Annotated in this window: 13 protein-coding genes; 10 read left to right on the forward strand and 3 right to left on the reverse strand. The window is 59.5% G+C overall.

Annotation, left to right across the window (positions count from 1 at the left end; genetic code table 11):
- Positions 1–81: 81 nt before the first annotated feature.
- From AC6I79_RS06835 to AC6I79_RS06855, 5 genes are all read left to right on the forward strand, one after another.
- A complete protein-coding gene (locus AC6I79_RS06835) occupies positions 82–459 on the forward strand; it encodes a YkvA family protein (RefSeq protein WP_058757253.1) in 378 nt (125 codons plus the stop codon).
- A 9-nt stretch (positions 460–468) separates the two neighbouring features.
- Positions 469–1,335, forward strand: a complete 867-nt coding sequence (gene yieE, locus AC6I79_RS06840) for a DNA-binding transcriptional regulator YeiE (RefSeq protein WP_058775786.1) — start codon at positions 469–471, stop codon at positions 1,333–1,335.
- A gap of 136 nt (positions 1,336–1,471) precedes the next feature.
- Complete coding sequence (locus AC6I79_RS06845; RefSeq protein ID WP_159378528.1) at positions 1,472–2,938, forward strand: amino acid permease; 1,467 nt, start codon at positions 1,472–1,474, stop codon at positions 2,936–2,938.
- A 379-nt stretch (positions 2,939–3,317) separates the two neighbouring features.
- Positions 3,318–4,397: a FecCD family ABC transporter permease gene (locus tag AC6I79_RS06850; protein WP_159378527.1), complete on the forward strand. Its 1,080-nt coding sequence runs from the start codon at positions 3,318–3,320 to the stop codon at positions 4,395–4,397.
- Positions 4,397–5,185 carry an ABC transporter ATP-binding protein gene (locus tag AC6I79_RS06855; RefSeq protein ID WP_021509274.1) on the forward strand — a complete coding sequence of 263 codons (789 nt, stop codon included), beginning with the start codon at positions 4,397–4,399 and terminating at the stop codon, positions 5,183–5,185. Before AC6I79_RS06850 ends, AC6I79_RS06855 begins: the two co-directional genes overlap by 1 nt.
- 47 nt (positions 5,186–5,232) lie before the next feature.
- Here the strand turns inward: AC6I79_RS06855 and fghA are convergent, their stop codons facing one another.
- Genes fghA through ptrR form a run of 3 tightly spaced genes read right to left on the reverse strand, consistent with a single transcriptional unit; the run spans position 5,233 to position 8,169 of the window.
- Entirely contained in the window at positions 5,233–6,075 is an 843-nt protein-coding gene (fghA, locus tag AC6I79_RS06860; RefSeq protein WP_021509275.1) for an S-formylglutathione hydrolase, read from the reverse strand.
- Positions 6,076–6,087: 12 nt separating this feature from the next.
- The gene (locus AC6I79_RS06865) at positions 6,088–7,212 is read right to left on the reverse strand and encodes an S-(hydroxymethyl)glutathione dehydrogenase/class III alcohol dehydrogenase (protein WP_021509276.1); all 1,125 of its coding nucleotides are present in this window, start codon (positions 7,210–7,212) and stop codon (positions 6,088–6,090) included.
- A gap of 45 nt (positions 7,213–7,257) precedes the next feature.
- Positions 7,258–8,169, reverse strand: coding sequence for a putrescine utilization regulator PtrR (gene ptrR, locus AC6I79_RS06870; protein ID WP_159378525.1), 912 nt, complete (start codon positions 8,167–8,169; stop codon positions 7,258–7,260).
- Between the two features lie 103 nt (positions 8,170–8,272).
- Here ptrR and AC6I79_RS06875 point away from each other — a divergent pair, with 103 nt between their 5' ends.
- The 5 genes from AC6I79_RS06875 (at position 8,273) to mglB (ending at position 13,894) form a co-directional block, all read left to right on the forward strand.
- A complete protein-coding gene (locus AC6I79_RS06875) occupies positions 8,273–9,403 on the forward strand; it encodes a YbfB/YjiJ family MFS transporter (protein WP_159378524.1) in 1,131 nt (376 codons plus the stop codon).
- A gap of 124 nt (positions 9,404–9,527) precedes the next feature.
- Positions 9,528–10,193 carry a GTP cyclohydrolase I FolE gene (gene folE / locus AC6I79_RS06880; protein ID WP_021509279.1) on the forward strand — a complete coding sequence of 222 codons (666 nt, stop codon included), beginning with the start codon at positions 9,528–9,530 and terminating at the stop codon, positions 10,191–10,193.
- Positions 10,194–10,247: 54 nt separating this feature from the next.
- The gene (yeiB, locus tag AC6I79_RS06885; protein ID WP_159378523.1) at positions 10,248–11,408 is read left to right on the forward strand and encodes a DUF418 domain-containing protein YeiB; all 1,161 of its coding nucleotides are present in this window, start codon (positions 10,248–10,250) and stop codon (positions 11,406–11,408) included.
- Between the two features lie 141 nt (positions 11,409–11,549).
- Positions 11,550–12,590, forward strand: coding sequence for an HTH-type transcriptional regulator GalS (galS, locus tag AC6I79_RS06890; RefSeq protein WP_021509281.1), 1,041 nt, complete (start codon positions 11,550–11,552; stop codon positions 12,588–12,590).
- A 308-nt stretch (positions 12,591–12,898) separates the two neighbouring features.
- Entirely contained in the window at positions 12,899–13,894 is a 996-nt protein-coding gene (mglB, locus tag AC6I79_RS06895; RefSeq protein ID WP_021509282.1) for a galactose/glucose ABC transporter substrate-binding protein MglB, read from the forward strand.
- The last annotated feature ends 51 nt before the right edge of the window (positions 13,895–13,945 follow it).

Below are 13,945 nucleotides of genomic sequence, written 5' to 3' on the forward strand. Positions count from 1 at the left end.
TAGCGTGCGCCTGGCTGGCTTAAAAGTGAAATTGATAATATATTTATAATCAACCGGAATAAGTGATAAGGAAGGGCAACAATGTTCATGCGCTTGCGCCGCTGGGCGAAGCTCATCAAACGGGACGTGCTGACGCTGTGGTTTGCCTGTCGCGATCCGCGTACGCCGTGGTGGTTTAAGCTGCTGGCGTTTGGCATCGTCGCTTATGCGCTCAGCCCCATCGATCTGATTCCGGACTTCATCCCGATTATTGGCCTTCTGGATGACGCGATTATCATCCCGCTTGGCGTGATGATCCTGCTGCGTCTGCTGCCGCGCGACGTGCGCATCAGCAGCGCCGAACGCGCCGAGGTGCAGCGGGCGCGCGGCAAAAAGATCGTCAGCTGGAGCGGCCTGATTCTGATGCTGCTGATCTGGCTGGCGGTGGTGATCTATCTGGTGAAGCGGTACGCCATGTAAGGAGCACGCATGCACATTACGCTGCGTCAGATTGAAGTGTTTACCGAGGTGCTGAAAAGCGGCTCCACCACTCAGGCCTCGCAGGTGCTGGCGCTGTCGCAGTCGGCGGTCAGCGCGGCTCTGGCCGATCTGGAAAGTCAGCTCGGCGTGCAGCTGTTCGACCGCGTCGGTAAACGGCTGGTGCTCAACGAGCACGGTCGGCTGCTCTATCCGCGTGCGGTCGGGCTGCTGGAGCAGGCGATTGAGATCGAACAGCTGTTTAAAGAGGACAACGGAGCGATTCGCCTGTTTGCCAGCAGCACCATCGGCAACTATCTGCTGCCGGGGATGATCGCCGCGTATCGTCGCGATTTTCCCACGCTGCCGCTGGAGCTGAGCGTTGGCAACAGCCAGGACGCCATCAATGCGGTGGCCGATTTTCGCGTCGACATTGGCCTGATTGAAGGGCCGTGCCATGAGCCGGATATCATCAGCGAACCGTGGCTGGAAGATGAACTGGTGGTGTTCGCCGCGCCGGATGCGCCGCTGTTACAGCAGCCGGTGACGCTGGAGACGCTGGCCGCTGCGCCGTGGATCCTGCGCGAGCGCGGTTCCGGTACGCGTGAGATTGTCGATTACCTGCTGCTGTCGCACCTGCCGCAGTTTCAGCTGGGGATGGAGTTAGGCAATTCGGAGGCGATTAAACACGCGGTGCGCCACGGCATGGGCATCAGCTGCTTATCGCGCCGGGTGATTACCGATTTGCTGGAGGCGGGCACGCTGACGGAAGTGCCGGTGCCCCTGCCGCGCCTGACGCGCACCCTGTATCGCATCCATCACCGGCAGAAACATCTGTCGAAAGCGCTGAGCCGCTTCCTCGCCTATTGCCGGGAATAGCCGCAGTCTGCCCTGTGCTGTGGCTAATAATTCCCGGCCGATTATGAAGGTAACTAATAACCCGAGGCGAATGCTATACAGTGCAGGCTTTGCTGCTACAATCGCGCCTTATTTTTATCCAGCATAGCGTTTACACATGCATAATGACTCAAAAACAACACAACAACCTGGGCTGCGCCGTGAATTAAAAGCGCGCCATCTCACCATGATCGCCATTGGCGGTTCCATCGGCACCGGCCTGTTTGTCGCCTCGGGTGCCACTATCTCTCAGGCGGGTCCTGGCGGTGCGTTACTCTCCTACGCGCTGATCGGCCTGATGGTCTACTTCCTGATGACCAGCCTCGGCGAACTGGCGGCGTTTATGCCGGTCTCCGGTTCCTTTGCCACCTACGGCGCCAAGTATGTCGAAGAGGGCTTCGGCTTCGCGCTGGGCTGGAACTACTGGTACAACTGGGCGGTGACCATCGCCGTTGACCTCGTCGCCTCACAGCTGGTGATGAACTACTGGTTCCCGGACACGCCGGGCTGGATCTGGAGCGCGCTGTTCCTCGGTCTGATGTTCCTGCTCAACTACATTTCGGTCAAAGGCTTCGGCGAGGCGGAATACTGGTTCTCGCTGATCAAAGTCGCCACCGTCATTATCTTTATTGTGGTCGGTGTGCTGATGATTACCGGCATCCTGCGCGGCGCAGAAAATGCTGGCTGGCACAACTGGACGGTGGGAGATGCGCCGTTTGCCGGCGGGTTTGCGGCGATGATTGGCGTGGCGATGATTGTCGGCTTCTCTTTCCAGGGCACCGAACTGATCGGGATTGCCGCCGGTGAATCAGAAGACCCGGCGAAGAATATCCCGCGCGCGGTGCGCCAGGTGTTCTGGCGTATTCTGCTGTTCTATGTGTTCGCGATCCTGATCATCAGCCTGATTCTGCCGTATACCGATCCGCAGCTGCTGCATAACGATGTCACCGATATCAGCGTCAGCCCGTTCACGCTGGTGTTCCAGAATGCCGGTCTGCTGTCCGCGGCGGCGGTGATGAACGCGGTGATCCTGACGGCGGTGCTGTCGGCGGGTAACTCCGGCATGTACGCCTCAACGCGTATGCTGTTTAACCTGGCGCAGGAAGGCAAGGCACCGCGCATTTTTGCGAAACTGTCGAAAGGCGGCGTACCGCGCAATGCCCTGCTGGCGACCACGGTGGTGGCAGCGCTGTGCTTCCTGACCTCGAAATTTGGCAATCAGGAAGTGTACCTGTGGCTGCTGAATACGTCAGGGATGACCGGCTTTATCGCCTGGCTCGGCATTGCTATCAGCCATTATCGCTTCCGCCGCGGCTATGTGGTACAGGGGCTGAATCTGGCCGATCTGCCTTACCGCTCCGGCTTCTTCCCGCTGGGTCCGATGTTTGCGTTCGCGCTGTGTCTGGTCATTACGCTGGGGCAGAATTATCAGGCATTTCTCGCCGATCGCATCGACTGGTACGGCGTAGCCGCAACCTATATCGGCATTCCGCTGTTCCTGGTGATCTGGCTGGGCTATAAGCTGACGCGCGGCACCCGCTTCGTGAAATACAGCGAGATGGAATTCCCTTCCTTTAAGCAGTAATGCATGACAACGCTGCCTGGTGGCGTTTTTGCGCGATGAATTGCGCCGCTACAAATTGGTGCAACCCTCTGTAGCGGCGCAATTTATTGCGCTGGCAAACAGGCAGTAATGCCTGACAACGCTGCCTGGTGGCGTTTTTGCGCGATGAATCGCGCCGCTACAAACCGGTGCAACCCTCTGTAGCGGCGCAATTTATTGCGCAGGCAAACAGGCAGTAATGCATGACAACGCGGCCCCGGCCGCGTTTTTTTTGCGATCTATTACGCTATGCAAACCTGGCGCAAACCATTCGGGCTTTGTTACAGAGACAGCATTGATAATTATTATCACCTGCTCTATTGTGGCAGCCGTTATAAGGCGACAGGAAACAGGTAGAACAATGCGTAGTACGGACTCCGCGCTGGTGGCGGAACATGGCACCGAAGCCGATACCCTGACCCGTTATCGTCAGGTTCTGCGTCAGCGACTGCTGCTGATTGGTGTGCTGGTGCTGGCGATCCTCGCTTCAGTTATCCTCGATTTCACCCTTGGCCCGGCCGGCCTGACTCTCGACACGCTGTGGCAAACGCTGCTCCATCCCGCAGCGGTGGATGCTGGCACGCGCGTGATCGTCTGGGACATCCGTCTGCCGTATGCGCTAATGGCGGTGGTGGTCGGCTTTTCACTCGGCCTGGCCGGTGCAGAAATGCAGACCATCCTCAATAACCCGCTGGCCAGCCCGTTTACGCTCGGCGTCTCGTCGGCAGCGGCGTTTGGTGCCGCGGTGGCGATCATTCTCGGCATCGGTATTCCCGGCGTGCCGGACCAGTGGCTGATCTCCGCCAATGCCTTTGTCTTCGCCTTGTTTGCCGCGCTGATGCTGGATGGCATCACGCGCTGGACCAAAGTCTCAACTTCCGGCGTGGTGCTGTTTGGCATCGCGCTGGTGTTCACCTTTAACGCCCTGGTTTCGATGATGCAGTTCATTGCCAGCGAAGATACGCTGCAGGGCCTGGTGTTCTGGACCATGGGCAGTCTGGCGCGTGCCTCATGGGAAAAACTGGGCGTGCTGAGCGCCGCCTTTGCCATCCTGCTGCCGTTCTCGATGCTCAGCAGCTGGAAACTCACGGCGCTGCGCCTTGGTGAAGATCGCGCGGTGAGCTTCGGCATTGATGTGCGGCGTCTGCGGCTGGCGACGCTGTTGCGCATCAGCATTCTCTCGGCGCTGGCGGTGGCATTCGTCGGCCCGATCGGCTTTATCGGCCTGGTCGCGCCGCACATTGCGCGCATGATGTTTGGTGAAGATCACCGCTACTATCTGCCGGCCAGTGCGCTGACCGGCGCGCTGGTGCTGTCGCTGGCGTCGGTGGCCTCGAAAAACCTCATTCCCGGCGTCATCATTCCGGTCGGCATCGTCACCTCGCTGGTGGGCGTGCCGTTCTTTCTCAGCATTATTCTGCGGCATCGGGGGACAGTGTGATGGAGCAGGGCTTACGCGTCAGCCACTTTTACGCCGGTTACCCGAAGCGGAACGTTATCGACGATCTCAATGTCACGCAGCTGCCACGCGGCAAAATCACCGTGCTGCTGGGGCCCAACGGCTGCGGCAAATCGACGCTGCTGCGCGCGCTGGCCGGTCTGAGCAAAGGGCAGGGCGAGCTGTGGCTCAATGGCGAAGAGCTGATGAGCCAGCCGTTTGCCCGGCGCGCGCAGCGCGTGGTCTATCTGCCGCAGACGCTGCCAGCCGGTGTGCATCTGCACGTGCTGGAGTCGATCATCGTGGCGCAGCGTGCCTCCGGTGGATTACACAGCGCCGCCAGTGAAGCGGAGATCATGCACCTGCTGGAGCAGCTGGGCATTGCCCATCTGGCGATGCGTTATCTCGATCAGCTGTCCGGCGGCCAGAAGCAGCTGGTCGGGCTGGCGCAGTCGCTGATTCGCCGTCCGGAACTGCTGCTGCTGGATGAACCGCTCAGCGCGCTGGATTTGAATTATCAGTTCCACGTAATGGATTTGGTGCGGCGCGAAACCCGGCTGCGCAACATGGTGACGGTGGTGGTGGTGCATGACATCAATATCGCGCTGCGTCATGCCGATCACGCGCTGATGCTGAAGCAGGGGCAACTGCTGGCCGACGGTGTGCCGTCGCAGGTGATTACGCCGGAGACGCTGGCGCAGGTGTATGGCGTGCGCGGCCGCATTGAGCACTGCTCACAGGGCATGCCGCAGGTAATGATTGATGGGCTGGTGGCGGAATCGCTGGCCTGACGCCAGACACGTTCTGCCCCTCAGCATCAGAGGGGCAGAGAAGTGCACTACGCCAGTAAATGCTGCGCGTGGAACCGCAGATGGTCCTCCACAAAGCTGGCGATAAAGAAGTAGCTGTGGTCATACCCCGGCTGGATACGCAGCTCCAGCGGGAAGTTCTGCTCGCGCGCCACTGCTTCCAGCCGCTCCGGGCGTAGCTGATCGGCGAGGAACTGATCGCTATCGCCCTGATCGATCAGCACCGGCAGGCGATGTTCAGCGTTCTGCATCAGCAGGCAGCTATCCCACTCGCGCCACGTCTGACGATCGTCGCCCAGATAGGCGGCAAAGGCTTTCTGTCCCCACGGCACTTCGGTCGGGTTGACGATTGGCGCAAACGCGGACGCCGACGCAAAGCGCCCGCCGAGGCGCAGCGCCAGCACCAGCGCGCCGTGGCCGCCCATCGAATGCCCCATTACCGACTGGCGATCGCTCAGCTTGAAGTTATCCGCCACCAGCGCCGGCAGCTCCTCGCTGAGATAATCGAACATGCGATAATGTGCCGCCCACGGTTGCTGCGTGGCGTTGAGATAAAACCCGGCACCCTGGCCCAGATCGTACCCGCTGTCATTGGCCACTGCATCGCCGCGCGGGCTGGTGTCCGGCATAATCAGCACCAGACCGAGTTCGGCCGCCACGCGCTGCGCACCGGCTTTGGTGGTGAAGTTCTCATCGTTGCAGGTCAACCCGGCGAGAAACCACACCACCGGCGGTGGCGCGTCGTCGCGCGGCGGTGGCAGAAAAATGCTGAACGTCATCGGGCAGTTGAGCACGGCCGACTGATGACGCCAGCGCTGCTGCCAGCCGCCAAAAATACGGTGTTCTTCCAGCAGCTCCAGAGTGGATGCCATGTCGCCTCCTGCTTATTTATTAAAATGCACCACGGAACGGATCGATTTGCCTTCATGCATCAGCTCAAATGCCTCGTTGATCTCTTCCAGCGGCATGGTGTGGGTGATGAAATCATTCAGCGCAAACTTACCGTCGAGGTAATCCTGCACGATGCCCGGCAGCTGAGTGCGTCCTTTCACGCCGCCAAACGCCGACCCGCGCCATACGCGACCGGTAACCAGCTGGAATGGTCGGGTAGATATCTCTTCGCCGGCACCGGCAACGCCAATAATCACTGATTCGCCCCAGCCTTTATGGCAGCACTCCAGCGCGGAACGCATCACGTTGACGTTACCGATACACTCAAACGAGAAGTCCACGCCGCCGTCGGTCATCTCGACGATAACCTCCTGAATTGGCTTAGCAAAATCTTTCGGATTAACCAGGTCGGTTGCGCCCAGTTTGCGCGCCAGGTCAAACTTGCTGGTATTGATATCAATACCGATGATGCGACCGGCCTTCGCCATTTTCGCCCCAATGATCGCCGACAGGCCAATACCGCCGAGGCCGAAAATCGCCACGGTGTCGCCTTCTTTCACTTTGGCGGTATTCATCACCGCGCCCATGCCGGTGGTTACGCCACAGCCGAGCAGGCACACTTCTTCCAGCGGCGCTTCTTTGCTGATTTTCGCCAGGGAGATTTCCGGTACAACGGTGTACTCAGAGAAGGTCGAGGTGCCCATGTAATGGAAGATTGGCTTGCCGTCTTTGAAGAAGCGGGTGGTGCCGTCGGGCATCAGCCCTTTGCCCTGCGTGGTGCGGATTGCCTGACACAGGTTGGTTTTGCCGGAGAGACAGAATTTACACTTGCCGCACTCTGGCGTGTACAGCGGGATCACGTGATCGCCGACCGCCACGCTGGTAACGCCTTCGCCCACCGCTTCAACCACGCCGCCACCTTCGTGACCGAGGATCGCCGGGAATACGCCTTCCGGATCTTTACCTGACAGGGTGTAAGCATCGGTATGGCACACGCCGGTGGCAACGATGCGCACCAGCACTTCCCCTTTCTGTGGCGGCATCAGATCCACTTCTTCAATCTTCAGCGGTTCGCCAGCAGCCCAGGCCACGGCCGCGCGGGTTTTAATCATGTTCATGCAATCCCTCTTCCTGTGATGTCGTGATTGGATAAAAAATAACGCTTACTCAGCGGCCTGCAGCGGATGCAGCAGTTCATCGTTGAGCGGGCGGTCATCAAACATTTCAATAATCAGATACTTCAGCGCCTCAACGTTGGGCGTAAAGGCGTCGCGGCGCCACATCAGCCAGGTGGCCGTGTCGCGCCAGGTCGGCGGCAGGCTGTGCTGCTGCACGCGCGCGCGGGCCGGCATCTGCGCCAGCACCGAGGCGGGAATCATTGCCACGCCGCCGCCGCCGGCCACGCAGGCGACCATGGCGTGATAAGACTGAATCTCCATAACGCTGTGCGGTGCGCTCTGGCTGTCGCGATACCAGGACTCCAGCCGGGTGCGGTACGAGCAGCTGTTGCCAAAGGCAAACAGCGTATCGCCCTGCGTATCGCGGGCGCTGTGAATCGGCGCGTGTTCGAGGCTGGTGATCAGCACCATCTCTTCACGAAAGGCGATGCAGCCATTCAGATCGTCATGACTGGCCGGTCCGTCCACCAGCGCCGCTGCCAGCGTGCCGGCGCGCACTTTATCGATGATATCGCCTGAGGTGCCGGTCACCAGCGACAGCGCGACGTTGGGGAAGCGCTGATGGTAGGCGGCCAGCAATCCCGGCAGGCGAGTGGCGGCGGTGCTCTCCATCGAACCGAAGGCAAAGTTACCACCGGGTTCACCGGCGCGCGCCATGTCCAGCGCCTCGTCGCTCAATGCCAGAATACGCTGCGCATAATTGAGGAAATTGTGGCCCATCGGCGACAAACGAATGCGCTGCTTCTCACGAATAAACAGATCGACGCCGATTTCTTCTTCCAGCTGTCGCAGTCGCGTGGTGAGATTAGACGGCACGCGATGCAGCATTTCGGCAGCGCGCGCCAGTGAGCCGGTTTCGGCCACGGAACAGAACATGCGGAGCTGTACTAAATCCATATTCTCTTCTCGTAAACAACTTGGTTAATATTATTCACTTTTCGTGAGTCTAAACGTCATGCATGCTGCTGACAAGTGATAATCCAATCGATCCGGAGTCAGAATGGCGTGGCGAGTTGCGCTTAGCGCGTTTTTAAGTTTAGTGGTTGCAATGGGGATTGGGCGATTTGCGTTTACCCCGCAGGTGCCGCTGATGATTCACGACGGTCAGCTCACGCTCACCAGCGCCAGCCTGGTCGCGGCGCTGAACTATCTCGGTTATCTGGCCGGATCGTTTGACGCGATGCGCGCGCAGCGGCGCGTGGAGTGGCGGCTGCAGCTGGGCGTCTGGGGTGCCGTCGCGCTGACGTTGCTGTCCGCCTGTATCAGCGGGCCGTGGCTGCATGCGGTGGTGCGTTTCCTGATCGGCGTCGCCAGCAGCTGGGCAATGGTCCTGGTGGCAGCATGGAGCAATGAGCAACTGCTGCATCACGGCCGGCCGGGCCTGTCGGCAGCGGTGTTTGCCGGTCCCGGCACCGGCATCTTCATCAGCGGCATGCTGGCGGTACTGCTGCACGCCAGCGGCGTGAGCGCGGCGTTTGCCTGGGCGGCGTACGGTGTGCTGGCGCTGCTGCTGATTGCCGCAATTGCGCGCTTCCTGCCGCGCAGCGGACAGCTGCATCGTCCGCAACAGGCCGCCGCACCGCTGCTGCTGACGCGTGACCTGAAGCGCCTGATCCTCAGCTACAGCCTCGCCGGCTTTGGCTATATTCTGCCCGCCACCTTCCTGTCGCAAATGGCGGCGGCGCGTTTTCCTGATAGCGCTTTTGCTCAGTTTGTCTGGCCGGTGTTTGGTGGCGCGGCGGTGATCGGCATCGTGCTGGGGATCGTGACGCGCCACTGGGGCAGCAGCCATCGGCGGCTGGCGCTGGTGCTGTGGGCGCAGGCGCTGGGCGTGATCGCGGCCATCGTACTGCCGGGCATCAACGGTCTGCTGCTGGCGGCGCTGCTGATTGGCGGCGGCTTTCTCTGCGTGGTGCAGCTGTCGCTGCAGTACAGCCGGGAGCTGGCGCCGTACCACGCGCGCTATCTCGCCGGCCTGCTTACTACCGGTTATGCCATCGGACAGCTCGGTGGGCCGCTACTGTCCTGGATTTCCAGCCTGCTGTGGCACCGGCTCGATCCGGCGCTGTGGGTGGCCGGCGGTGGTTTGCTGCTGGCGGGGGCGCTGGTGATGCGGCGATCGCCCACCTGAAACGCTTTCATTTCCAATCGGATTGATTGCTGGATTAAGCGCGCATTGTGTTTCACAATACGCGCTCAGAATTTCCCCCGCAGGCGCAGACCTGCGGGCGCATCACCTGCCGGAGAAGAGTACGATGAGCACCTTAAGTCAGGAAGCCGCCCTGGTTCACGAAGCACTGCTGGCGCGTGGCCTGGAAACGCCATTACGCGCCCCGGTGCGCGACATGGACGACGCGTCACGCAAGCGCGAGATCGCCGGCCACATGACCCAGATTATGCAGCTGCTGAATCTGGACCTGGAAGACGACAGCCTGATGGAGACGCCGCACCGCATCGCCAAGATGTACGTCGACGAAATCTTTTCAGGTCTGGATTACGCCAACTTCCCGAAAATCACCGTCATCGAAAACAAGATGAAGGTGGATGAAATGGTCACCGTGCGTGATATCACCCTGACCAGCACCTGTGAACACCACTTCGTGATCATCGACGGCAAAGCCACCGTGGCCTATATCCCTAAAGACAAGGTGATTGGCCTGTCGAAGATTAATCGTATCGTACAGTTCTTCGCCCAGCGTCCGCAGGTGCAGGAGCGTTTAACCCAGCAGGTGCTGGTGGCGCTGCAAACCCTGCTGGGCACCAATAACGTGGCGGTGTCGATCGATGCGGTGCACTACTGCGTGAAAGCGCGCGGCGTCAAAGATGCGACCAGCGCGACCACCACCACTTCACTCGGCGGATTGTTCAAATCGAGCCAGAACACGCGTCAGGAGTTTCTGCGCGCGGTACGCCACAGCTAAGCAGCGCGGGCGGCGTCGTTGTCGCCCGTGTTCCTCTCACCGTCAGGGCACTCGATGCAACGCTATCTCGCGCTGGATTTCATTCGTGGTTGCGCCATTCTCGGCATATTGCTGCTGAATATCGTCGGCTTTGGTCTGCCCTCGGCGGCCTATCTCAATCCGGCCTGGCAGGGTGAAGCCTCCGTTTCTGATGCCTGGACCTGGGCAATCATGGATGGCCTGGCGCAGCTAAAATTCCTGACGCTGTTTGCGCTGCTGTTTGGTGCCGGACTGGCACTGCAGGTGCCGCGCGGCAGCCGCTGGATCTCCTCGCGCTTAACGCTGCTGGTCTTCATCGGGTTCATCCACGCGGTGTTCCTGTGGGAAGGCGACATCCTGCTGGATTATGGCCTGATTGGGTTGATTGTCTGGCGCATGCTGCGTGACGTGCCGTCGGAGCGGGCGCTATTACACACCGGCGTGCTGCTCTATCTGGTGGGCTGTGCCGTGCTGCTGGTGTTTGGCGTCATCTCCAGTCCGCAGCCGACGCGCTCATGGCTGCCGGGCGCGGCAGATCTGGAGTATGAGAGCTACTGGAAACTGGTCGGCGGCTGGGAAGCGGTGCAGAATCGCCTCGAACACCTGTCATCCGGCCTGATGGCGCTGGCTTCGCAGTATGGCTGGCAGCTGGCCGGGCTGATGCTGATCGGTGCCGCGCTGATGCGCAGCGGCTGGCTGAGCGGCCAGTTTAGTCTGCAACACTACCGACGCGCGGCGGCGCTGTTACTTACCATCGGCTGGCTGATTGCCATACCCGGCGTGCTGGCACAGTGGCTGCTACAGTGGGAATTTCGCTGGAGCGGCTTTTTCCTGCAGGTGCCACGCGATCTCGCCAGTCCGTTTATCAGCCTTGGCTACGCTGCACTCTGTCTCGGTTACTGGCCGGCCATCGCCGCCACGCGGATCAGTTACGCCATTCAGTGCGTCGGCCGCATGGCGCTGAGCAATTATCTGCTGCAGACGCTAATCTGCACCACGCTGTTCTACCGCTTCGATCTGTTCCTCAAATTTGACCGCCTGCAACTACTGGCTTTTGTACCGGCTATCTGGCTGGTCAATATTCTGTTCTCCGTGCTGTGGCTGCGCGTCTTCCCGCAGGGACCGATGGAGTGGCTCTGGCGCCGGCTGACGCAGCTCGCCGCCGGAAAAGCGGATAACGCGTCCGCCGGCAGATAATGATGTTCATCACAAAGGTTGCATAATTGTATGTAACCGTTTTCATCCGTGTGACGTAATTCACGCAGCTGTTTCCGATGCCCTGACAGAATAGCGCCGTTACGCGCCAGTCGCGCCTTTTCTCCTCTGTGGAACAACTGCATGATAACGATTCGTGATGTCGCCCGTCAGGCCGGGGTTTCCGTTGCCACCGTGTCGCGGGTGCTCAATAACAGCAGTGCAGTCACCTCTGATACCCGCGAAGCCGTGCTGCAGGCGGTTGAATCGCTCGGCTACCGGCCGAATGCTAACGCGCAGGCGCTGGCTACCCAGGTGAGCGATACGATCGGTGTGGTGGTCATGGACGTTTCCGATCCCTTCTTTGGTGCGCTGGTTAAAGCGGTGGATACCGTGGCGCAGCGCATGCACAAGCATGTGCTCATCAGCAATTCCTGGCATCAGGAAGAGAAAGAGCGCCATGCCATTGAGGTGCTGATTCGCCAGCGCTGCAACGCGCTGGTGGTGCACGCGAAAACGCTTACAGACGCGGAACTGGCCCGGTTTATGGACCAGGTTCCCGGTATGGTCCTGATTAATCGTACTATTCCGGGATATGAGCACCGCTGCGTCTGCCTCGACAATGTTACCGGGGCGCAGGTAGCGACGCGCATGCTGTTACAGCAGGGCCATCAGCGCATTGGTTACCTCAGCTCCAGCCATCCGATTGAGGACGTGGCGCAGCGCCGCGATGGCTGGCTGCAGGCGCTGGCGGAGCAGGGCATCCGCCCGCCGGAGGGCTGGATTGCGCATGCCGAACCGGACATGCAGGGCGGTGAAGCCGCGATGGTGGAACTGCTGGGGCGCAATCTGCACCTCACTGCGGTGTTCTCCTATAACGATGGCATGGCGGCCGGTGCGCTCACCGCGCTGAAAGATAACGGTATTCAGGTGCCGCAGCATTTCTCTGTCATCGGCTTCGATGACATCCCCATTTCCCGTTACACCGACCCGCAACTGACCACGGTGCGCTATCCCATTGTTTCTATGGCGAAACTGGCGACTGAGCTGGCCCTGCAGGGCGCAGCAGGCACGCTCGATCCGCACGCCGCGCACTGCTTCATGCCTACGCTGGTGCGGCGCCATTCGGTGGCGCAGCGGCAAATTGTGGAGTCGGTCACTAATTCAGGCGATAGCGCCGTGTAACCGTTTCCAATCTGTGATTGTATTCACAGTTAATTAACATGGCGCTCACTATGATGGCAGCGTCTTACCGGACTGAAACATTATGTAACGCCGGGCTTTCCTTCCCCGGTCTGGTTTCAGTAGCCGATTGAAATGGTTCACAACACACTTCAGGAAGCGTTTACCTACAGGGAAGTCAGGATAGCGATGGTGGTCCGGCTTGGTAGCAGCGCCTGCCCCATAAAAAATAGCGTTTCAACCGACTGCGCTGTCTGCCCGCAGGCAATACGGCGCGATGAAATACCCTGCATAAAAAAACCGGAGATACCATGAATAAGAAGGTTTTCACGCTCACAGCACTGGTTGCCAGCATGATGTTTGGTGCAACTGCGCACGCCGCCGATACCCGCATTGGCGTGACAATTTATAAATATGACGACAACTTCATGTCGATGGTGCGCAAAGACATCGAAAAAGAGGCGAAAGCCGTTGGCGGCATTCAGCTGCTGATGAACGACTCACAGAACGACCAATCCAAACAGAACGACCAGATTGACGTGCTGATGGCGAAAGGCGTGAAAGCGCTGGCTATCAACCTGGTGGATCCGGCTGCTGCGGCAGTGGTGATCGACAAAGCGCGCTCGAACGACGTGCCGGTGGTGTTCTTCAACAAAGAGCCTAACGCGAAAGTGCTGGCCAGCTACGACAAAGCTTACTATGTCGGTACCGACTCCAAAGAGTCCGGCATCAAGCAGGGTGAGCTGATCGAGAAACACTGGAAAGCCACGCCAGCCTGGGATCTGAACAAAGACGGTCAGATTCAGTTCGTGCTGCTGAAAGGTGAACCGGGCCATCCGGATGCCGAAGCGCGTACCAAATACGTTATCGAAACCCTGAACAAAGACGGCATCAAAACCCAGCAGCTGGCGATGGATACTGCAATGTGGGATACCGCGCAGGCGAAAGACAAAGTGGACGCCTGGCTGTCTGGCCCGAACGCCAACAAAATTGAAGTAATCATCGCGAACAACGATGCGATGGCGATGGGTGCGGTTGAAGCGCTGAAGGCGCACAACAAAACCAGCATTCCGGTGTTTGGTGTTGACGCCCTGCCAGAAGCGCTGGCGCTGGTGAAATCCGGTGCGATGGCCGGTACCGTGCTGAACGATGCGGAAAACCAGGCGAAAGCCACGCTGGACATTGCTAACAACCTGGCCAATGGCAAAGAGCCAACCGCAGGTACCAACTTCAAGATGGATGGCAAAGTAGTACGTGTACCGTACGTACCGGTTGATAAAGAAAACCTGTCGCAGTTTGTGAAGTAATTCGTCCCGGGCGCGGCTTTTCTGCCGCGCCTTATTGCATCTGACCAACGC

Source organism: gamma proteobacterium symbiont of Scutellera amethystina, assembly GCF_059730845.1.

Coding starts and splice junctions, on each gene's coding strand:
- galS (WP_021509281.1), top strand. CDS start 11,550: ATGATAACGATTCGTGATGTCGCCCGTCAGGCCGGGGTTTCCGTTGCC.
- yieE (WP_058775786.1), top strand. CDS start 469: ATGCACATTACGCTGCGTCAGATTGAAGTGTTTACCGAGGTGCTGAAA.
- AC6I79_RS06865 (WP_021509276.1), bottom strand. CDS start 7,212: ATGAACATGATTAAAACCCGCGCGGCCGTGGCCTGGGCTGCTGGCGAA.
- AC6I79_RS06835 (WP_058757253.1), top strand. CDS start 82: ATGTTCATGCGCTTGCGCCGCTGGGCGAAGCTCATCAAACGGGACGTG.
- ptrR (WP_159378525.1), bottom strand. CDS start 8,169: ATGGATTTAGTACAGCTCCGCATGTTCTGTTCCGTGGCCGAAACCGGC.
- AC6I79_RS06845 (WP_159378528.1), top strand. CDS start 1,472: ATGCATAATGACTCAAAAACAACACAACAACCTGGGCTGCGCCGTGAA.
- fghA (WP_021509275.1), bottom strand. CDS start 6,075: ATGGCATCCACTCTGGAGCTGCTGGAAGAACACCGTATTTTTGGCGGC.
- mglB (WP_021509282.1), top strand. CDS start 12,899: ATGAATAAGAAGGTTTTCACGCTCACAGCACTGGTTGCCAGCATGATG.
- AC6I79_RS06855 (WP_021509274.1), top strand. CDS start 4,397: ATGGAGCAGGGCTTACGCGTCAGCCACTTTTACGCCGGTTACCCGAAG.
- AC6I79_RS06850 (WP_159378527.1), top strand. CDS start 3,318: ATGCGTAGTACGGACTCCGCGCTGGTGGCGGAACATGGCACCGAAGCC.
- yeiB (WP_159378523.1), top strand. CDS start 10,248: ATGCAACGCTATCTCGCGCTGGATTTCATTCGTGGTTGCGCCATTCTC.
- folE (WP_021509279.1), top strand. CDS start 9,528: ATGAGCACCTTAAGTCAGGAAGCCGCCCTGGTTCACGAAGCACTGCTG.
- AC6I79_RS06875 (WP_159378524.1), top strand. CDS start 8,273: ATGGCGTGGCGAGTTGCGCTTAGCGCGTTTTTAAGTTTAGTGGTTGCA.